Source organism: Laspinema sp. D2d (genome assembly GCF_025370755.1).
Lineage (GTDB): Bacteria > Cyanobacteriota > Cyanobacteriia > Cyanobacteriales > Laspinemataceae > Laspinema.
Genome location: NZ_JAMXFC010000019.1, coordinates 73,181 through 95,005 on the forward strand (window position 1 = coordinate 73,181; position 21,825 = coordinate 95,005).

Consider the following 21,825-nt stretch of genomic DNA (forward strand, 5'->3'; position numbering starts at 1 on the left):
ATGCACTTTCAATCTAAATTTTCCCATCTCAGTTTTAATGGTTCCCTCGTTTTACCTGTTGCCGCCTTTCTCTTCCCGTTACCGGGATTCGCCCAGTTGTCTCCCACTCAGGTAACTTTTGGCCCAGGGTCGGGTCTGGCCTCTTCCCAGGAGCAACCTCAGATACTGTTGTTAACAGAGAATCTGCAATTTGCCGGGTCTGATAAAAAGTTGTCCGAAATTGAGACAACTTCGGGAAATGGTTTCCCTGAAACAGTCGCGGATGCTGCTAATTTGGGAATTGCCTCGGGGGAAACTCCACCTCAGATACTGTTGTTAACAGAGCATCTGCAATCTGTAACAGATTCCGATGAAAAGTTGTCCGAAAATGAGACAACTTCGGGAAATGGTTTCCCTGAAACAGTCGCAGATGCCGCTAATTTGGGAATTGCCTCCGGGGAAACTCCACCTCAGATACTGTTGTTAACAGAGCATCTGCAATCTGCAACAACTTCCGAGGAAACCTTGTCCAAAATTGAGACAACGGATCCTGAATTAGGGCCAATCTTCCCGATCGCATCCAGTGTCCCTGGGATGTTTTTGTCCCCGGAAAGCATTCAAAATTTAGGGTTGCTGGAAACAACAAGAAATTTTTGGAATTTTGATGAATCCTCGAATATATCTAAACTTTCAGATATAAAAGAACCCAATATTGTAGCCACAGAAAGCGCGACAAATGTAAACTTTTCTGTTACCACAGCGGAAAAATTGTGCAAAGTAGGGGGTTTTTGCCCCGATCGCCCGGGGGGTGATGTCATGACAACTGTTGTGACAAATGTAGCAGTTTTAGCCAACAATTCACTCCAAATTGCCCCCTCCAGTGTGTCTACGAATGAGAACACAATTGAAGCGCAAGATGTCTATCCATTAAAATCGGCAATATGGGTTGAAAATACTGAATTAACAAGGATTACAGACATTGTTGATCGATTAACAAATGTGGCAACAGTCAGTAGTGAAGAGTTATTGAATTTAGAGATAAATTTGGCGGAGGGAGAAACTTCGCAAAATTCTGAATTTAAGACAGAAAACCCCCTTTCCCCCATTATAGCAAAAAGCAATCCCGGGTCAAGAGGGACTGGGGAAAATTTGGAAACTGCCACAGAGGCGATCGCACAATCGGAGACTGGCATCGGGATCCTCTCCCCAACCCCAGGGGAAATCTTGGGGGTTCCAGCAACCTCGGTGGTGGTGCAATTTCCGGAAGGGACGGAAATCGAACTCCTGGTAAACGGGAATCCGGTATCTCCAGAAGCTGTAGGACAAACGGAACGGGATAGTAATACCGGGATGGTGACGCAAACCTGGGTGGGGATTCCCTTACAATCTGGGGAAAATGCGATCGCAATTCGGGTGGTTGGCGCAACGGTCAATGAATCATTAGTCACTGTATTTGTCTCAGGAGGAGCGGCAGAAATTGCCCTGGAAACGGTTGAGAAAAGAGTGCCTGCCGATGGACGGTCTATTGTTAATATTCAAGGACGATTATTAGATGAAAATGGGAAATTAGCCCAACGCGATACAGAGATTACCCTCAGTGCGAGTGCTGGAGAATTTATTGGGGAAGACCTAAATCTGGAACTCGCAGGGTTTCAAGTGTCCGTGATTGCCGGGGAATTTACCGCACAGTTACAGTCGCCGTTAGATGCTCAAACCGTGAGAATTCGGGCGGCAACAGATACAGAAACCATTGCAGGGCGATCGCTAGAAGCATTTACTCAGATGCAGTTTGATACCTACCTCCGTCCGAGTTTAGTCACTGGGGGAATTAACCTGCGATTTGGACGCAGAGGATTGGACTATTGGGGACGGTTGCGGGACTTTTTACCCCCGGATGAAAATAACGAGTTTAAATTAGATGTTACAGGGGCAGCGTTTGCGACTGGGGAGTTAGGCGGATGGTTATTTACTGGGGCATATAATAGCGAGCGATCGCTCAATTGTGATTGTAGTGGGAACCGTCCCCGATTATTTTCAGATACCCAATTTACCGAGCAAAATTATCCCCTTTATGGAGATGCTTCAACCGTTCAGGCAACTGCACCTTCTAGTGATAGTGTTTTCCTAAGATTTGAACGGTCCTCAGCGGAAGAAAATGCCGGATTAGATTACTTTATGTGGGGCAATTATGGCACTTCAGAATTTGCTAATGAGTCCCAACAGTTCACCGCCTTAACCCGCGCATTACAGGGATTTAAAGGGAATTATAACTGGGGACAATGGCAAGTCAGCGCCTTATTTGCTAATGATGTCCAAGGATTCCAACGGGATGCGATCGCCCCCGATGGCACCAGTGGATTTTACTTCCTCTCTCACCGATTAGTCATCCCGGGCAGTGAAAATCTCTTTTTAGAACTGGAAGAATTAGGACGTCCGGGAAATATTGTCCGCCGACAGCAACTGAACCGAGGGTCGGATTATGAAATTGACTATGATCGCGGTTCAATCTTGTTTCGTCGTCCCCTCCTGCGAACCGATGTGGTAACCGTTAATGGAGTAGAAACTGTCGTTGCCAGACGCATCGTTGCCACCTATCAACATGAAGACTTAGATGGAAATACTAACCTGTGGGGAGGACGAGTTCGCTATAACTTTTCCCGCGATTTAAACACCCCCGGATGGTTGGGGGCCACCTACCTTCGCCAAAATCAAGGCATTCGAGATTTTGAACTTTACGGGGCGGATTTCATGCTTACTTTTGGTAAAGCAGCACCCCAAGAGGTGACTGATTATCGAGAAGAAGAAGTACCCAATTTCAAAACCCCAGTGAGTGGTCAATTGATTGCGGAATATGCCCATTCCACCAACGATTCTGAACTTTTAGGACTCGTCACAGGGGAGGCGTACCGATTGGAATTAAATGCCATTGGCGGACCTTTTTCGAGTCGCTTATATTATCGGACGACGGATGAAGGCTTTGCCAACGATGCCACCGTGAGTTTTGTTCCAGGACAAACGCGATACGGGGCTTTATTAAATAGTCGGTTAACGAATACGACTCTATTACAGTTTGCGTATGACCATGAGAAAAACTTTGGCAATTCTCCCCGTCCGATTAGTGTTTTAGAGGATTTTCTAACCCCCAGACAAGAACCGATACCAGGAAGTAGTCTTAATAACTCGTTAACGACTATTTCTGCCGGATTACAGCAGACCATTGGACGGGCAAATGTCGGATTAGATTGGGTGTGGAGAAACCGCAAAGATGAGGCAGTCAGCAGTCCGTTAGATGCAACCTCTTCTCAGTTGCGATCGCGCTTCTCTATGCCGATTACCGATACGATTACTATTCGGGCGCAAAATGAATTTAACCTCTTAAAAGAAGAAGATGTCGTTTATCCCGATCGCACCATCTTAGGATTAGATTGGCGCTTAGTTCCCGGAGTCACCCTGGAATTGAATCAAGTCTGGTTTACCGGGGGACAATATGAAGATAATTCCATCACCAGTGTCAACCTCAACGGGGATTATAACGTTACGGAAGATACCATCGTCACCGGACGCTATTCCTTTATTAATGGGCAGACAATGGGGGCGGCATTAGGATTACAACATGGGTGGACAGTCTTCCCGGGATTTCGTGTAAATTTGGCCTATGAACACGTTTTTGGTTCCTTATTCAGTCGCACAGGTTCCGGCAGTGAATTTGCTCAACCTTATGCACCAGGACAGAGTGCAGCGGCATTAGGAATTCTCAGCGGTGACAGTTACAGTGTGGGGTTTGACTATACCGGAAATCCCGACTTTGCTGCCAGTGCCCGATATGAACATCGGTTTTCCAGTAGTGGCAACAATACGGTAATTTCCGCAGCAGCATCGGGTAAACTTACCGATTCCTTGTCTGTCCTCACCCGCTATCAACAGGCATCGTCATCCAATCAATTATTTGATGAAATGGGGGATACAGTGAATTTGCGCATGGGGTTAGCCTATCGCAATCCCAACAGTGATAAATTTAATGCCTTATTGCGGTATGATTATCGCCAGAATCCAGCCTTAATCCCAGATTCGATATTATTTGAGTCCGGGACGCGATCGCGAGACCATACCTTTGCTTTAGAAACCATTTATGCCCCCAGTTGGCGATGGGAATTTTATGGAAAAACGGCCTTAAGGCAAAGTACCTCGTACCTCGCCAATGATTTAGCAGGCACCAGTTTAGTGTCGTTAAATCAATTAAGGGCAACCTATCGATTAGCCTATGGCTGGGACATTATGGGCGAAGGCAGATGGATACATCAAACTAACGCGAATTATGATGAATGGGGAGTAGTGGCAGAGGTGGGATATTATTTGACTCCGGATTTGAGATTAGGGTTAGGATACGTCTTCGGCAAAGTCAGCGATCGCGACTTCAATGGCGATCGGTCCGCCTCCGGTCCCTACTTAGGATTAACCGTCAAATTAAACGAACTATGGCCCGGATTCGGTCAAGTCATTCCCCCCGCAGCATCCGAGCAAACTGACATTGAAGCGACGGGAGGGGAAGCAGAATGAAACGAATTGCCATAACCCAACGCCTCTTTTGGCTGCAATATTTCATCGTTGCCCTATCCTCCTGCGTCTTGCCTTCTTTACCCGCTCATGCAGAAGGAAGTTTGCAGTTGGTACACAATGGTACTGGCTACAGAGCGGGAAACCGACCTTACTTAGAATTTTTGCCTGGAACTCTCCTGAGTGGAATACCCTTTAGCACCACCATTAAAGTCTACGCTCAAGCTGGTGAGACTCTCAATCTGGGATCTAGCGCGGTTAACCTAGGTCTAACTGGAGATATCAAAGTTCGCGCCCCCGGCGTTCTTCCGAACAGCCCTGCGGAAATTAGTTGTAGAACTTTACAGCCTGGAACAGGTTTAATTAATAGTTTAGCTAGAGAGTTGGCAGGGCCTTTCCATCCCACTCAGAATACTAATCCGAATGCTTATACTCCTTGCTTAATTAATGTTACTCAAACCGGTGTGTGGGAAATCGATTTTGTCAGTCCCAGGTCTACTATTGCTGCCAGTCCTCCCAACACCGCAACGAATGCAGTATGGAGTCAACCTAACAACGTTCCCTATGTCGCTGCTTGGGATGTAACCGTGCGAAATAGCAGTGGCGTCGCCATTCCGGGTCGAGCATTTACAAACTCCTTAGCACTGATCACGGGAGCAAATCCCAGACCGATCCACTCCGAGCTGTTCGTCCAAACTACCGACGGGTATCGATATCGGGTAGATCTCAATGGTCTCGATCCTAACGGATTTGTCTTCTTTGCCAATAACAAAGGATTTTTAGAAGCGTCAACCCGGAATCCACTATATCGTTCTGTTAACCTCAGTGCTACTTTTGGTCTTCCACCCGATGTTACCTTGCACCTACCCACCACTGCCAATAATCCAGCGACTGGAGACTTCACCCATCAAATTTTCTTTAACCCCCCGGATACAGCCGTTCTCATTCCCACCCTCGATACTGGTGATATCAATAACTTTCGATTTGAAGGTTCGGAGGGCAATACCCTGGGTCAGGCGGGGACATCACCCCTGGGCGGTGCTTTCAAATTTACACCTCCCTCAACGGGGACTGCAGTTCTGAACATTGATGCGAATGGCAATAACATTTTCAACGAGCTAGAAGATGTGCAACTGACACAATACGTCGGAGAGGGTATAGAGGCCCAGATATTTTGGGATGGAAGGGATGGAGAGGGAAATGTGGTGCCTCCTCGTAACATCCCCTATAGAGTGCAACTAACGTTCCCGTTTGGGGAAGTTCACTTCCCCCTCATTGACCCGGAAAATGATAGTAACGGAATTATTATTGAACGTCTGAATCCTACGTCTGATTTTACCCTCTATTTCAATGATGACACGATGACGATCGCTCCCGGCCCGATCAATGCCGGTCAAAATAATAGTTCGAGTGCGCCCCGACCCCACAGCTTTAGTAATTCCAGTGGTGACCTGAAAGGCATTGATCGCTGGACTTTTTTCACCCCTCCACCTTTAGAACTAACAGGGGGAATTCTGATCGCTGCGGCTGACTTGAAAATTACCAAAACTCGGACCCCAGACCCGGCGATCGTGGGGGGAAATATTACTTATACGATTACCGTTACCAATGCTGGTCCGAGTAATATTACTACAGCTTCCCCTGCGACTGTCTCAGATATCTTTACTGCCAATGGCGATACGGTTATCAACCTGAATTGGACCTGTGCCATTACGACAACCGATGCCGGGGGAACTTGTATGGATGAAACGGGTACGGGGAATTTGTCCAATGCTAGATTAGCCCTAGATGCAGGGGCTAGTGCACAATATACCCTGACGGGGACGATCATCCCTACGGCAACACAGAACATTGTGAACGATGCCGTTGTTACTCGACCGAATGATGTGGCAGATCCAGTTAATGATGATACTGACCAAAACAATAATAACAATCGCACAGAAACGGCTACGGTAACCGTCCCTTTAACCCCCGGAAATCCGCTACTTGGAGTTGCCAAGCAATTGAACACGGTGGTGAATAATGGGGACGGCACTTATGATGCGACCTATACCATTCGAGTCGAAAACTTGGGTAACCTGGATATTCTCAACCTGCAAGTTACGGAAGATTTGTATGGCACTGCTGAGAGTACCTTTGCCAGTGCGGTTGCTGCACCGCAAATTGTTACCGCCCCCCAAATTGTGGCGGGGACTTTGACCGAGGTTAACCCTAACTTTAATGGGAATGGGAATACTGGGGATCCGACCAAAGATTTACTTGCAGAAACCCAAACCTTACCCGTTCGAGAAAGTATCAATATCACTTTCACGGTGCGAGTGACTCCCGGTTCGCAACTGGGGCCTTACGAGAACACCGCTACGGCAACAGGAACTTCTCCTGGGGGGACTGTGGTAAGTGATGACTCCACCGATGACGAAAATCTAGATCCACTCGCCGGTGGCGATGGTGACCCGAGGGATACCAATACCCCGACTACGGTTACGTTCGGCGAGATGCCGCTGATTGGGGTGGCGAAGGCAGCGGGAACGCCTATTGATAATGGCGATCGCACCTTTACCATTCCCTATACCCTGATTGTCCGAAATTACGGCGATGTTCCGCTGAATACTTTGCAAGTGACGGAAAATCTCAATGAGACTTTTCCCAATCTCACTTATACTGTAGTTCCGGGTTCCCTGACCAGTTCCCTGACGGTGAATTCCCAATTTGATGGGAAGACAAATACCACTCTCCTGGCAGCAGGCAATACTTTAGCCGTTGATGCTCGGGCCACGATTAATTTTGCCGTGCGTGTTACCCCTGGCAACAATCTCGGTCCTTTTAATAATCAGGTGACTGCTTCTGGCGTCACTCCCGGGGGTACAGGGGTTAGCGATTTGTCTACCAATGGCTCAAATCCCCGTGGAAATAATGATACCGGGGGCCCAACCCAGAGTAATGAAATTACCCCCGTCACCCTAAGCGGGAATCCGAATCTGGAATTAGAAAAGCGGATTACTCGGGTGAATGGCACGGTTGTGGGTCAGAGTGAGAACCTTGTGGATTGGCCTGCTAACTTTGTGCGAGGTCTGTCCGGTTCCAATACCATTCAACCGGGAGATGAAGTAGAATATACAATCTATTTCCTCTCGGCGGGGAGTGGACCGTTAGAGAATGCGGTGGTCTGTGACCCGTTGCAAAACTATCAGACATTTCAGACCAATACCTTTAACGGTCAAACTCCGACGGAAGGAGACTTCGGGGCTGAGGTGGGGATTGCGTTTGCGTTAAATCCTCCCAACCCGGATTTACCAACGGCTTATCTCCGAAGTGCGAACAGTGCCAGTAACCGAGGCCGGTTTTATCCCTCGGGAACTCCAGCACCTTCAGTCTTCTGTAGTGAGCCTAATGTGAGAGGGGCAGTGGTAGTGGATATTGGTAACCTGGGGGTAGGTGAATACGGGTTTATCCGCTTCCGCGTTAAAATAGATTGAGCGAGTGTTGGGGAGGGTTAGTTGCCTCGGGCGTTGTCCCGGCATTCGGACCCTTCCCTGTTATCCCAGGCGATCGCCGGTGTAGTTATGACTTCTTTTCCTCATCCCATCCCCAGAACACTGTTCCCCCGAATCGCATCGGTCATGGCGATCGCTGTCCTGGTTTCCGCTTGCACTCCCACCAATCCCAGCGTTCCTACCCAATGGAAGACGTATCAAAATCAGCGCTTTGGGTTCGAGTTCCCCTATCCCCCAGATTGGGTCGCACTTCCTCCCCCCACGAATCAGGATGGACGTGCTTTTCATGCTCCAGATTACCCCAATATCGAAATTAGAGGATGGGGAACCTTGAAACTCACCGGATTAGAGGAGGCAGAGGAGACTCCAACGGTTCCCGAGTCTAACTTCACTACAGAACAGGGATTACCGGCCTGGTTAGAGGTGGAGGTTGGGACCCAAGAAAGTGTGATGCGGATGACCCTGGAATCGGGAGATGTGATTTATACTTGGCAAGGGCGATCGCCCAAAGACCGTTTTGGGGAGTATTACTCTTTGTTTTATGCGATCGCCCAAAATTATCGCCTCACGCCCTAGAATAGCCCTGCTTCGCACTTGGTGTAAATTGAACCCATTAAAATATATATAGCGTTTCTCAAGCTATTGAGGTACGCTATAAGGGTCAAAGTCCCCCTTTTCAAGGGGGATTTAGGGGGATCGCTCGGAGTTCATTAGCGTGAAAACCGCTATAGATCTCTTGCAAAATACTGGAGAGATCCCCCCAACTCCCCTGATTATCCCCCTCCCGTCCCCCTTAAGAAGGGGGAAGCCAGCGGAATAAATGTTTAGTTACTGGGGGGCTTTTTAGAATTTTGCCAGAGGTCTATTATCCTCAACTTTAGGAGAACTGAACTGTGACTCACCCGGAAATCACTAAAAAACAAAAACTGTTTGATCGCTGGGCATCGACTTACGATATCCTGTTTACGACTATCTTTTATCAAGCCCTTCATAAACGATTACTGGACTATCTGCAATTGCCCGACTCTCCTAATGTGCTAGACCTCGGATGCGGAACGGGTCGATTGCTCGATCGCCTTGCAAATGAATTTCCCACTTTACGCGGAACCGGATTTGACCTTTCCCCCGAGATGATTTGCCAAGCGAGACAAAAAAAGTGCGATCGCCATCGTCCCCGCCTGATTTTCATTCAAGGAAATGCCGAACAACTCCCCTTCACGGACCAACAATTTAATACCGTTTTTAATACCATTAGTTTTTTACATTACCCCAATCCCAATCGCATTTTATCGGAAGTCACCCGGGTATTGTCCCCTGGAGGAAACTACTACTTAGTTGATTTCACCCCCCTAGGACAAAAATTTTCTCAGGCATTAGGAGTCTCTCCCGCCAATATTTACCTCTACTCCCTGGAAAGGCGTGAACAACTGGGGAGAGAAGCTGGACTCCAATGCCGGGGACATTACTCCCTTCTCGGGCCCGTCTGGCTGACTATTTTTACTAAAATATAGCGGCATTTCTCCGAGCAAAAGGTTTTGACTTCCTTACATTTCTCAGGTTGAAGAATTAGAGTACAATAGGCAAATGAACAGAGTAAGTTGAGGTCTTTTTGCCCGAGGTCTAAGCGCCATAATCCCAGCGCTGCACCCCTGCAACAAGCTCTTTTCTAGCAACTGGCTGCCTATTTTCCGGTTCCGGACCCCAAAGCAGCCCTCACCCTAGAATGGACGATAGAATGACCGATCGCTGGTATTATCCTAATTACCTGTTTTTGTCAAGATTAAGTTGGCTTAACAGACCGGGCGATCGATAAAAAATGGAGCCGACCCTGCGGAATTACTCCTAGGGTGATGAAGCAATTTTGAGTTAATCGGCTATCTTTGTACTAAATCCTAATAATCAGCGGCCATGCGTCAACTTTTATTAAAGGTGTCAATTGGGATGCTCGTCCTCATCTTGAGTGCGTGTGGTGGTGAACCGGAGACTCCGGAAGTCGTCGCCCCCGTCGAGCCCCCTCCCACGGCAACGGAGACTCCACCGGAGTCCCCAGAAGCAGCCGAAGAAACCAAATCTCCGGAATTTGAAAAACCTGTCGTGCCTCAGCGCCCGGATCCCACGTCTATTGGGAATTTAATTCCGCCAACCAGTCCAGATGCAAGGGTGCGACAACTGGAACAAGAAAAGGCCCGACAGGCGAAGGAAAATCCCTTTGGGGTACTCGATGTCCAGCCGGTGCCAGTCACCCCAAAACCGGGGGCAGAAGTACCGACTCCTAGAGTTCCAGAATTTCCAGGCCGTGCAGTTCCGGATCTTCCAGATTTGCCCGTGGCGATCGGTCCACAATTACCCCCTGGTCAAGCCGTCGCTCAAGCTCAACCCTTTCAACCCTTCCCAGGACCAGGATCGGGCAGAGGAAATGGATCTGGCCCGGGAGCCAGACCCGGACCAGGCGGAGGAAATGGAACGGGAAATGGAACTGGAAATGGAACGGGAAATGGAACTGGACCGGGAGTCAAACCCGGAACAGCTGGTCCTCAAGGGCCTCAAATTCCTGACCTAGTTGGACAAGGGATTCCCTTCCTTCCTGAGTTGCCCGTGGGAATCGGCCCCGAACAACTCCCTCCAAAACCTCGACCCCCCGCAAAGCAAGTAGCGGCTGGTCCACCGGGTCCCCCTCAACCCCCCACGCTTCCGCCTTTAGTGGCGCGAGGGGTGCCAAGTCTTCCGGAACTGCCCGTAGGAATTGGTCCGGAACAACTTCCTCCGGTGGTTGCCCAGGCACCGGCAGGTCCACCTACCCCGCCACCCCTTCCCCCCCTAGTGGCGCGAGGGGTCCCAGGTCTTCCGGAACTCCCTGTAGGAATTGGTCCTGAAAAACTTCCTCCCCCACCACCACCGCCAGTCCCCCTCCCGCCTCCTTCTACGGATTTAGCTCAAGGCACCGAAGTAACGGGGGTGATTCGAGCGGGGGGTCAAGTACAAATTATTGTTAAGGCTCCGAATGAGGCCACTTCGCGTTATGTGAAGGTAGGCGATCGCATTGCCCTAGGCGAGGTCCTAGTTAAAGAGGTCCAAAATTTAGATACCGCTGACCCCATTGTAATTTTGGAGCAAAACGGGATTGAAGTCGGTAAGGCTCTCGGAGAACAAGAACCTCCGGAGGCTACTCCGGGTGGGGTTAACTTGGCTAATGCTGGATTAGGACGTTAGTAGGGTTATCAAAGAAATCTAGCTAACCCGTGAGCAGAGATTGCCAGAGCGGGGATTTACGAGGCAATGGTACTCTGTTGTCCTGATCGCGTTCATGGACAAAATCATGAACGCGATCGCCTCATTCTCTTGGGAGAATCTACCCAATTGCAGAAGAACGTTTCGGTTTCCAAAACTTAGAATAGATAATAACCATGCACATAGGAGAACGTTAGGATGATCACTGACTCTCTCAAAAAGATAGGAATGACGATGTTCATCGTCGGTGTGATGCAAATTGCCAGTTCAATCGGGCCTATATCGACCTCCAATGCACAAGAAGAGGGCGAGGAGTATAACCCTCCTTTTTGCACGGGAGACGCTTCCGCTGGCCCAATTAAGTGTAATTACGACAATGGGGATAACTATGCGGGCTCATTTTCCAATGGTGTTCCCAATGGGAGAGGGGTCTATGTATATGCCAATGGCGATCGCTATGAAGGACTCTTTAGCGGAGGTCGTCCCAACGGAGAGGGAACCTTTATCTTTGCGGATGATGCCCGCTATGAAGGGACATTTGAAAATGGTAATATTGTGAGAGGAAAGGCTATTTTTCCTGATGGCTCCCGCTATGAAGGGACTTTCCGCCTCGTTCAGGATGTGCAGAGCGGTGATGTTAGCTCTCAACCTGCTGGACAAGGACAATTTGTCTTCAGTAATGGCGATCGCTATGTAGGAGAATTCTTTGCTGGACAGCCCTTTGGTCAGGGTACCCTCAACCGCGTGGATGGAACCCGCTGTCAAGGCCGGTTTTTTAATGAAAACTTAGATGCGAATGGGAGTTGTACCTTCCCCAATGGCACAAGGTATGAGGGAGAGTTACGTCAAGGTCTTCCCCACGGTCAAGGCGTCCTGATTGATAGCGCTGGCAGACGCTTCCCCGGACAGTTCCGCGAAGGCAAACGGATTTAATTGGACCCCTCATCGGCCCGATTCTCCTGGGGAGAAAGTCAACGGGCGCGATCGCCGATTAAAACTAGAGCATTAATACCGAAAACCCCAAGCGATCGCCTGGGGTTTTCTTGATTCTAGCTCCTATCATTATGGTAACTTGTCCCTTTGGTGATATTCAATCAACCCTACATTACATTGCCCATTCTGCTGTTTAATTGGGCAATAAATTCTTTGAACTCTTGCTCGCGACTTTGACCTAAATCGGTTTCTAACCACTTTTGCACAGACTCTTGGACTTGTTTAATTCGAGTGTGCCCCGACCGATATTCATCGATCGCTTGAACCAATTCGCGATCGGATAAATTTTCCACTAAAGTGTTCAAATAGGCGGCGGCAATTTGCGCTACTTCCGTTTCCGTTGCAGGGCCATCAGTCCCCTGGGTTTGATGCAATCTCATCGCGAGGCGATTTAAGGCGTCATAAGCTTGCTTGTTCATTGTCCCATCTCCAATTGTCTATATGCTATGGATTGAATCCCTCAGTCTGGGGTCACTCTTCCTCGGTCTTGCACTGGATCAATATCCTAGAGTGATTGTGCTGTAACCGTTTTGTCCAGATTCCAGCCCTCAAATTCTCCACAATAGTTGCACTCTACTCCACCCGTAGGGTAAAGCTGCCCTATTCCCCCGCTAGATGTGGGAGTGGAAAACTTAAAGGTTTTCTTAATCCTGGTGGAATCCTTTAGGTTATATTCTAATCGTATATACTGAGTGGAGAAATGTCAATGTTTGATGACAAAAAACAATTTCACCCCGGTCAGAAGGTCGTCTGTCGCACGGATCCCCAACAGTCCGACTGGTATGAGTGTCAGGTTTTAGAGATTGCGGAGGTTTGTGAAACCGATGAAGAGTGCTACATCCGGACCACCTGCAACCGAGTTTTAGGGACGGAAGAGATTGAGGCAGTCGGGTCACCGAGTAAGCGGGGCCATCACCCTAACTCCAAGGCAAATTTGAAGAAAGGGCCAAAGAGTCGCAAAAAAAACCGAGTTCGCAAGTTGTTTTCCCTGGCCCCGGAAACAGTGGAATGGTTGCAAGACCAACCGATTCCAGCATCCCAGGCGATCGATAGGTTGGTGGAATTGGCCCTAGCAACTTCGGCGAGTTGTACGGAACTGCCCCAGGTGGGGTCTAAGGTGGAAATTTTAGAGGGTCCCAAAGCGGGTCGAATGGGACGGGTTCGCAAAGTAGGGGTTCAGGTGTGGATTGAAGAACTCCCTGGCGATCGCCCGGTCGAAATGTTACCGTCTTATCCGCCTTCGAGTTTGAAAGAATGTTAAAAAATGATTCGGTTTCATGTTTGTAGTAACGCCTTCAGGCGTTATAAATTTAATGAGGAAACGACTAAAGTCGTTACTACAAACTGGGGGAAAATAACGCTTGAAGTCGCGAGGTTGAACGGTATCTTTGCTCAACTGCGGGCAAGATAGTCATCCAAATTAGGGACTGTCACCCAAGTTCCGGTTTCGTGGGATTCATGGGTGAGGTCCATGAGGAGTTGAGAATAGACGCCTTCGCGTAAGGAAGGGGCGATCGCCCGTCTCGCCTCAATCCCTCGGACCCAATTATCTACCACGCGAATAAAAGGGGCGATGCGTCCATCTGGATAGGTTTTAGAAAACTCCAGACGGTTGGGAATGCTTAATTCTGATAAAGATTCCCCTGCCGGTGCACCCCACAATTTAAACCCATGTACATAATCTTTCTGATTGTCACTGCCGAGGACTAAAGTGCCGCGATCGCCATACACTTCTACCCAATGTCCTCGCCCTTGGTAAGTTGCGGAACTCAAACTGACTTGGATGGGAGTTCCATCAATCAATTCCAACATCAGCAGACAAGTATCATCTGCATCTACAGGTTTCAGTTGTCCCCCTGCCTTCGGGTCTGGACGTTCAGTCACTGCTGTACTCAGGGAAGCACACAAGCGTTTGACGGGTCCAAATAACCAGGAAATATAATCAAAACAATGAGACCCGATCGCCCCTAGGGCACCACCGCCTTGCTGTTTTTGAGAGTACCAATTCCAAGGCCGACTGGCATCAGCGCGAGAGGAGACTAACCAATCGATTTTAATAAACCGGATTTGTCCACAATATCCATCATCTAACAATTCTTTAAACCGCTGCCATGCTGGAACAAACCGAAATTCAAAATCCATCGCAGTAACGACACCGTTAGCATTGGCAATTCGATAGAGTTCTTTCGCTTCCGATGCTGATAAAGTGGTAGGTTTTTCGAGTAATAAATGTTTGCCCGCTTCTAACAAGGGTTTTGCCATTTCATAATGCAAAAAAGGCGGCGTAGACAGACTCACAGCCTGCACTTCGGGCATTTTGGCGATATCGGCGATCGCATCGGTTGCCAGGGGGATATGATGAGTCGCCGCGATCGCCTCCGCCTGATCAATATCCCGATGATAAACGGCGATCGGTTCCGTCTGAGGATATTCTTTCAATCCGGGAATATGCACTTTTTGTCCAAACCCCGTCCCCACAATCGCGACACCAATTGGTCCTGTCGGATAAGAGGAGGCTGTTGAGAAATTAGTCATTTGTTGTTTGTCCTTTGTGGTTGGTCATTGGTCATTTAACGATTTCAGTCGTTATTACAAACCTCTCCCCCATCTCCCCCATCCCCCAATTCTCCCCCATCCTCCAATTCTCCCCCATCCTCCCCATCTCCCCCATCCCCCAATTCTCCCCCATCCCCCAATTCTCCCCTATCTCCCCCATCTCCCCCATCTCCCCTATCTCTGCTTCACAAAACTCTCCACCCAGTCAATCACTTGATGCCCTAAGCGTTCATCATTGGGGAGATATTTATCAATTTCTCGAATCCCTGTGGGACTGGTGACATTCACTTCGGTTAAATAGCCTCCAATCACATCTAGTCCGACGAAATATAGGCCATCTTCTCGGAGTTTCGGACCGACTTCCGTGCAAATTTGTCGTTCGCGATCGGTAATCTCAGTTTTGACTGCTAGACCTCCCACGGCCATATTCCCGCGAAATTCACTCCCACTGGGAACCCGATTGACTGCACCAATGGGTTCGCCATTGAGGAGAATAATCCGTTTATCTCCTAGTTTTGCTTCCGGGAGATAGGTTTGGACCATGACAGGTTCTTTGCCTTGTTTGGTACTAATTTCAATCAGCGAATTGAAATTTTTATCCTCCGGGTCCAGGAATAAAATACCTTCCCCAGCTTTTCCTCCCAAGGGTTTAAGAACTGCTGCACCTTTTTGGTCTAAAAAATCGCGAATGACGGCTTTACTTTGACTGACGATGGTTTCAGGAATGACTGAGGTAAACTGGAGGGCATACATTTTTTCATTAGCCGATCGCAGTCCTTTTGGAGAGTTGACGACGAGGGTTTTCTCGGGGTCGATGTAATCCAGAATGTAGGTGGCGTAGAGATAGGGAATGGTAACGGGAGGGTCGGTTCGCATGAAGACGACATCCATTGTTTCCAGGGGATGGGAACCGTCCGGTTGGATTTGATGCCAGGGGTTTGCTGCTATCCAGCGATCGCCTGCGCGTTCTATGGGTTTGAGGGTCACTCGGTCGAGGATTGCCCAAGCTTTGCCATTCACGACGCTAAGTTGATGCGCCTCAGTTATCCAAACCTCATGTCCTTTCGCTTGGGCGGATTCCATCAGCGCAACGCTGGTATCGTGGGTGGGATCTAGTTTTTGGATCGGATCGATGATGAAGGCAAATTTCACGTTGATTTCCCTTGTGAATGGTTCCCTGGGTGGAGCTTTACCTATTTTATTTAAGCGCTAAACGGGACAAAAAAGCGATCGCCCCTCGGAGGCGATCGCTTTTTTGAGTGCTGCGTCTGCCCAAATCCCCCTAGAGTATTGGGACCGAATGAGATTCCCCGGACCACCAAACCGGGGTGTTGCCTCACAGAAAGGTGCTTTGGTTTGCAGAAATTTGGTCGCAAAACCTTAGTTGTCTTCCCTTTGCTGTATCCCCGGACTAAACCGATTCCGGTTGCAGCAGGGGATCTAACTCATTTTTGGCATCGAGGGCGTGCAAATCGTCGCAACCCCCAATATGGCGATCGTTAATAAAAATCTGAGGCACTGATCGACGCCCATTTGCACGGGTTGCCATCTGATCCCTTGCGCCTTCATCTCCATCAATCCCGTATTCCGCATACTCTACACCTTTGCGATCTAACAGCGCTTTCGCCCTCCGACAGTAGGGACAATGACTCCATGTGTAGATTTCTACCTTAGCTTTCATAATTGGTTCACAAGCCTAAGCAATCTGATGTTTACTCCATTGTAACGGGACGGCTCACCCTCGTTAGTTTTCTGACTCAGACTAATTGTTAATCAGTAATTCAAATTATTAAAATTCATCCCAAGAGAACCCCTTTTAGAGGGTTTATTCCCCCGCCTTGTTGATAAAAGCTGCCTAATATATCAATTAATAGCTATAAAGTAATTTATATAAAATAGAATTAAACTCCACGGACTGGGCCGAATTAAACAAAAAAACTCCCCACGATGCGGGGGAGCGCAAAAGCACCCAATTTGAAATTTATAGAGCTTCAAACAGCTCCCCTTATTTACAATTAATTTATTCCTTCATCGGAAATCATGATTCAAGGGTTTAACCTTCAGTTTGAATCAAAGTTTGCGGCTTTTTTTTTCCATATTTAAGGGTTCCAAATCCAATCAGTAACAGCGCCGTAGTCGCTGTAGGTTCCGGAACTTGCTTGGGACTTTCTGAGGGAATCCCGATATCAATTGTACCCCGACCCGTGCCACTGTCCCCAACAAAACCCTGTCCGTTAATGCTTTGATAGCGAACACCAAAGTTGTTCACTGCAAAGGTTTGGACCTCACCGGAGAAAGCGAGAGTTGCCTTAAAGTTTCCGGTATTCCCAGTGGTGACGCCCCCATCATTGCCTTCACCTCGGCCACCCTGACAGGTTGTTCCCTTGGTAAAGCAAACATCAATTTCTCCAAACCCATTGGGAAAGGAACCACTTCTGTCGTTGGAAAACAGTCCTTCAACCCGGGTGTTACCGGAACCCGAGGCCGATCCAACCCCCACCAAGTTCATCCCTGACCCGAGACTGGTGCCGTTAAAATTCCAAACATCAAACCCTAACGCTGAGGTGCGAGAGGTGATGCCATTGCTAGAGTTGTTCGTCAGGAAGACATCAAAAATTGCCTCGGTGTTGCCGCTAACGCTGTTAAACCCCAGAAATTTAAAGATCGCTTCGGATGAAAGTCCGGTAACGTCTTTTTCATCAATACTTCCGTTAAAATCTACGGTAAATTCTTTGCCAATATCGCTGGCAGAAATGCCCACGGTTTTACTGCCGTCAACCAGAGTAAACGCGGAGGCAGATGCAGCGACAGTCAAGGAATAAACCCCTATGGAGCCAATGACTGATAGTCCTAAAGTAAGTGGTTTGAGTAATCTAAACATATCTCTTTCCTGAATCCTACCAGCATAATGGGTGAAATTGAACCGACGGTTGTTGCACTCTTGCTTGGCTGTTTTACTCAGCATCTTTATGCCACCCTATTAGGCAATTGCACTAAGCGACTGAATTCGTTAATCCCTGCCCTCTTCAAAAAGTAGGCCAAACTCCCATTTTGCGGAGGGTATCGCCGGTACTCCATTCAACTGTATCCATAGGGGTCTATGTCTGTCCATAGTTTTCTCCCAGCTTTGTAAAATCTTTATATAAATAAACTTAATGCTAGAATTTGCCGAAAGTTTGGCTCGGCACAAATACAAAGTTTTGATAAAGTACGAGATTTTACGGATCAACAAGTCCTCAATTAATTAATTGCAGACTTGTTGACTAGAAGTGCTCTATCTATTCTGGCATCCTGCCACTGGAATTGTCGTCAGCAAAATCGCGTAACTTAGACAAAGATCAATAAAGAGATTACTCAGGGGCCACTGCATAATCGATGAGTTGAGCGAGTCGTTGACGCAGGGTTTCCAGTCCGAGACGCTCGCTGGCACAGATGAAGACGGCCAAGGGAAACTCTTCCTTGGCGATCGCCAGGGTATCCCCATCTACCGCATCAATCTTATTAAAAGCAACCAAGGCGGGCCCGGGAGTAACGGGCATTTCCCCCAAAATCTTCATCACGGAACGAATTTGACTTTGCCATGCTGGATGGGATAAATCGACAACGTGCAGCAAGGCATCAGCTTCGGTGACTTCTTCTAAGGTGGCGCGGAAGGCATCCATCAAGGAAGGGGGCAGTTCATGAATGAATCCTACAGTATCGGTGACAACGATGGTCTGGGTATCCCCCATCACCGTAGGAATCACTAACCGGCGCGTCGTGGGGTCCAAGGTGGCAAATAGTTGATCTGCCGTATAAATTTCCGCATTGGTCAAGGCATTGAGCAGGGTGGATTTACCGGCATTGGTATAACCGACGATCGCCACGGAAGGGACATCTTGATGTTGCCGTCGCAGACGCATCCGCGATCGATGCGCCTGCAACTCGTTTACTTCCTGTTGCAGACGGGCAATTCGTCTTTGAATGGCGCGGCGTTCAGTTTCCAGTTTGGTTTCTCCAGGCCCTCGGGTACCAATTCCTCCCCCTAATCGGGACATAGCTTGACCGCGACCCGTGAGGCGGGGCAGCATATATTCCAGTTGAGCTAATTCAACTTGCAGTTTACCGGCCCCAGATTGGGCGCGTTGAGCAAAGATATCCAGAATCACTTCAGTGCGATCGACCACGCGGACCCCAATTTGGACTTCCAGATTGCGGACTTGTGCCGGAGAGAGTTCGCGATCAAAGACAATTAGATTGCTGCCGAGGGTTTGTGCCGTGAGGGCAATTTCTTCGACCTTACCCTTTCCAACCACAGTTTGAGGATGGAGACGGGGACGTTTCTGGCGCATGGTTTGCAGAACGGTTCCCCCGGCAGTATCGACTAGACGGGCCAGTTCCGTGAGTCCATCTTCAAATTGCTCATCTTTAAGATTATTGGTCATTACCCCAACTAATAGGGCGCGATCGTGGTCCGCATCCACATCCCGGGCGATAAATTCGCGCTGGAACTCCGCTTCTAGTCCTTCGACGAGTTCTAGGAAGTCCTGTAGGGAGAGGGCATCCAGACTCATGGGGGGGGAAACGGTCCAAGAGGCGATCGGTCCTTTGCCCTCACCCTCTTCTATTCCCGTTTGGGGAATTAAATGTGCTAAATAAGCTTGACTGACATAACCCGTAGCCCCACCCCCACGCCGTTCAAACCCCTCCCCAGTTAAATTCAAGACGACTAACGCATCTAACCGTTGAATCGCCATTGCGGTTAGAGAAGACTCACTCGGACCCTCCCCCTTTAACTGAGTCGTAAGACAGCGAATCCCACTCAAACGACCCTCCCCATACCGGGGTAATTCCATTGCCGGAATTTGGGTTTGACGCGGTGAACCCACCCCCACCCGGATCACCTGCCCCCGGCGATTGATATAAACACAAAGCGAATCACCAATTTCGGTACTAATTGCCGCCAGTCGCTGGGCAAATTCCGAGGTGGTAATTGCATCCACGGGGAGTTTTTGGTGGTACAGGCGATTAAGTTGCTTAAGCTGACTGGATTTAAGTCCTTGTAGTTGTCCGTATATCGTTTCGATAGGCGTATTGACCAGGAAACTGGCCCTCCGAACTCTTTATCTCTTTATTTTATCGTGAGTTAAAGGGATGTTAGGGAGTTTAGCTGGGTTAAAGGGGGCTGGATAATTTAAGGTGGGAATAGAGAGATGGGGAGGGAAGTAACGGAGGGGAGACGATAGTCAAACATCCAGCGAGGTTACTGCCAAGCTGAGAGAAGCCTATCTTTTACAATTCATTCTCAAGTATCAAGTCAGCTTCTTTTCAATTTTTTTGTTCATGTTTGAAATCGCTACAAGCTACATGATTTTAGGTTAAGTTGAGCGTTCAATTGATACTTTCAGACTGTGGTATGGTGATTGTTAAACTGTTGCTGGATGTACGGGTACAATTTTTTCTTGTGCATAGCGGGTAAAATCTTTTGTATTAAACGTCAGAATGTGAGTCATGCCAATGACTTTCATCGCGGCGACCAAACGAGCATCATGGACTTGAACTCCTGATACCTGGAATGTAACGACGAGTCTGCGCCATTCTGAGTAGAGGGTTGGCGGATCAGAACAGACCGGAAAAAGGCGTTCGATCAAACATAATAAGCGATCGGCTTCGATGGGGGTTAAACCCAATCCATTTTTCTCAAGAGGTCGCGTCATCACATTCCAAAACTCAACGCAGTTTTGTGGGAGAACTTGCAATTGATGCTGATCCTGTTTCAGCTTTCGCACAGCAGTTCGAGCGATTTCGTGCTGGGGATTCCTGCGATCGGCCACTCTAAGCAAGACGTTCGTATCCACCAGATAAATCACGATTAGGGATGCTCCTCATAGATTCCTGCACGACTGACGGCATAATCGGTTAGGGTAGGGACATCTGGCCCCAGAGAATCTGTCAGCTCATCGGCTAACTGATTGGCGATCGCCTCAAATTCATCCTCCTGTTCAATGGGGTTCGGTGAGGGTTGTAGCAATGCCTCTACCGTCGGTGCAAAAGCCTCCGCCAACAGTTGCTGAAGGGCGATCATATCTCCCCTCGCGATACTTTTTCGGCATTTTGCCTCAACTTCCGGCGACAAGTTCAAGGTAATGCTAATCATCGCTTTTCCTCCTCGTTTTCTACCCTTATGTTAAACGGTTTACCGTTTATTGAGTTAGATCACTCTCTCCCCAGGACTGTAGGTACTCACACAGCCTGTTTTAGTTAAACTGATTTGCACTTCTATCATAACTATCGTATTTTATAGAGCTTGACGAGCATGAATATCAATAGATTGTCAGGATATGAGGGAGGTGATTATTGCTATTATCCTTTAACTGCCCCTTTCAGCGATCGCCGCTTCAAATTCGGCCAATGCCTGAGACGTTCCCACTTGCCAAGCGCGTTCGACTACCCTGGGAATAATTTGGGCGATCGCCTGTTCCGGAAAAATCGGACTCTTCTCAGCCGTGACATACTCTCCCTCTTGTAACAGATAGATAGTTAGCTTTGACTGATTATACACCCAAACTTCTGGGCATTCAATCGCTTTATAGGCTTCTATGGTAGTTTTAGAAGTGACATCGGTTTCTATTGCCAAATCCGGCGGTGGATCATCCGGTTCCAAGCGGCGACGTCCGATCATCCGTTGACAGTTCTGGATATAAAAACTAGCATCCGGTTCAATTCCTGCCATTCCTTCCCGTTTAAAGGTGGTCGATCTAAAAGGCTGATATCTTATGCCTTTTGCTTTTAGCAAAGTTTTGACAATATCAGAAATCAGATCGCTAGGGATTTCATGTTCAGGTAAGGGAACCATCATTTGTAAAGTGTTATGACTGTAAGCAATGCGGGAAGCTCTTTTTTCCCCTAATTCTTGCAATAGGGTCTGAAATTCCTGCCAACTGATGTTGGAAATGGTAACGGTGCTACCGGGTTCGAGCTGGATTTCACTAACGGGTTTAACAATGCCGGTGATCAGGGTCATAATCAAAAACAGTAAATT

Annotated in this window: 16 protein-coding genes; 7 read left to right on the top strand and 9 right to left on the bottom strand. The window is 48.3% G+C overall.

Annotation, left to right across the window (positions count from 1 at the left end; all coding sequences use genetic code 11):
- The 6 genes from NG796_RS14305 (at window position 1) to NG796_RS14330 (ending at window position 12,188) form a co-directional block, all read left to right on the top strand.
- Window positions 1–4,536 (top strand): hypothetical protein, encoded by a 4,536-nt coding sequence (locus NG796_RS14305; RefSeq protein WP_261207510.1) that lies wholly within the window; start codon window positions 1–3, stop codon window positions 4,534–4,536.
- Window positions 4,533–8,009 (top strand): DUF11 domain-containing protein, encoded by a 3,477-nt coding sequence (locus NG796_RS14310; RefSeq protein WP_261207511.1) that lies wholly within the window; start codon window positions 4,533–4,535, stop codon window positions 8,007–8,009. Before NG796_RS14305 ends, NG796_RS14310 begins: the two co-directional genes overlap by 4 nt.
- 21 nt (window positions 8,010–8,030) lie before the next feature.
- Entirely contained in the window at window positions 8,031–8,603 is a 573-nt protein-coding gene (locus tag NG796_RS14315) for a hypothetical protein (RefSeq protein WP_261207512.1), read from the top strand.
- Window positions 8,604–8,920: 317 nt separating this feature from the next.
- Window positions 8,921–9,538, top strand: a complete 618-nt coding sequence (locus NG796_RS14320; RefSeq protein ID WP_261207513.1) for a class I SAM-dependent methyltransferase — start codon at window positions 8,921–8,923, stop codon at window positions 9,536–9,538.
- Between the two features lie 397 nt (window positions 9,539–9,935).
- Window positions 9,936–11,237, top strand: coding sequence for a hypothetical protein (locus tag NG796_RS14325; RefSeq protein WP_261207514.1), 1,302 nt, complete (start codon window positions 9,936–9,938; stop codon window positions 11,235–11,237).
- Window positions 11,238–11,453: 216 nt separating this feature from the next.
- Entirely contained in the window at window positions 11,454–12,188 is a 735-nt protein-coding gene (locus tag NG796_RS14330; RefSeq protein ID WP_261207515.1) for an MORN repeat-containing protein, read from the top strand.
- 167 nt (window positions 12,189–12,355) lie between these two features.
- On the opposite strand, the gene NG796_RS14335 is transcribed toward NG796_RS14330, so the two are convergent.
- The gene (locus NG796_RS14335) at window positions 12,356–12,667 is read right to left on the bottom strand and encodes a hypothetical protein (RefSeq protein ID WP_261207516.1); all 312 of its coding nucleotides are present in this window, start codon (window positions 12,665–12,667) and stop codon (window positions 12,356–12,358) included.
- Window positions 12,668–12,954: 287 nt separating this feature from the next.
- Here NG796_RS14335 and NG796_RS14340 point away from each other — a divergent pair, with 287 nt between their 5' ends.
- The gene (locus NG796_RS14340) at window positions 12,955–13,509 is read left to right on the top strand and encodes a hypothetical protein (protein ID WP_261207517.1); all 555 of its coding nucleotides are present in this window, start codon (window positions 12,955–12,957) and stop codon (window positions 13,507–13,509) included.
- A gap of 131 nt (window positions 13,510–13,640) precedes the next feature.
- Here NG796_RS14340 and NG796_RS14345 read toward each other — a convergent pair whose 3' ends face one another.
- The 8 genes from NG796_RS14345 to NG796_RS14380 all read right to left on the bottom strand — a co-directional run bounded on the left by NG796_RS14345 (window position 13,641) and on the right by NG796_RS14380 (window position 21,807).
- Window positions 13,641–14,783, bottom strand: a complete 1,143-nt coding sequence (locus tag NG796_RS14345) for a Gfo/Idh/MocA family protein (protein ID WP_261207518.1) — start codon at window positions 14,781–14,783, stop codon at window positions 13,641–13,643.
- Between the two features lie 195 nt (window positions 14,784–14,978).
- Complete coding sequence (gene gshB / locus NG796_RS14350) at window positions 14,979–15,956, bottom strand: glutathione synthase (protein ID WP_261207519.1); 978 nt, start codon at window positions 15,954–15,956, stop codon at window positions 14,979–14,981.
- Window positions 15,957–16,215: 259 nt separating this feature from the next.
- Window positions 16,216–16,485, bottom strand: a complete 270-nt coding sequence (gene grxC / locus NG796_RS14355; protein WP_261207520.1) for a glutaredoxin 3 — start codon at window positions 16,483–16,485, stop codon at window positions 16,216–16,218.
- A gap of 372 nt (window positions 16,486–16,857) precedes the next feature.
- Window positions 16,858–17,769, bottom strand: coding sequence for a cistern family PEP-CTERM protein (locus NG796_RS14360; RefSeq protein ID WP_261207521.1), 912 nt, complete (start codon window positions 17,767–17,769; stop codon window positions 16,858–16,860).
- Window positions 17,770–18,154: 385 nt separating this feature from the next.
- Window positions 18,155–19,678 carry a GTPase HflX gene (hflX, locus tag NG796_RS14365; RefSeq protein WP_317619312.1) on the bottom strand — a complete coding sequence of 508 codons (1,524 nt, stop codon included), beginning with the start codon at window positions 19,676–19,678 and terminating at the stop codon, window positions 18,155–18,157.
- A gap of 531 nt (window positions 19,679–20,209) precedes the next feature.
- Window positions 20,210–20,653: a type II toxin-antitoxin system VapC family toxin gene (locus NG796_RS14370; protein WP_261207522.1), complete on the bottom strand. Its 444-nt coding sequence runs from the start codon at window positions 20,651–20,653 to the stop codon at window positions 20,210–20,212.
- A gap of 2 nt (window positions 20,654–20,655) precedes the next feature.
- On the bottom strand, window positions 20,656–20,940 hold the full coding sequence (locus NG796_RS14375; protein ID WP_261207523.1) for a hypothetical protein: 285 nt from the start codon (window positions 20,938–20,940) through the stop codon (window positions 20,656–20,658).
- A 213-nt stretch (window positions 20,941–21,153) separates the two neighbouring features.
- On the bottom strand, window positions 21,154–21,807 hold the full coding sequence (locus tag NG796_RS14380; protein ID WP_261207524.1) for a Uma2 family endonuclease: 654 nt from the start codon (window positions 21,805–21,807) through the stop codon (window positions 21,154–21,156).
- Between the last annotated feature and the right edge of the window lie 18 nt (window positions 21,808–21,825).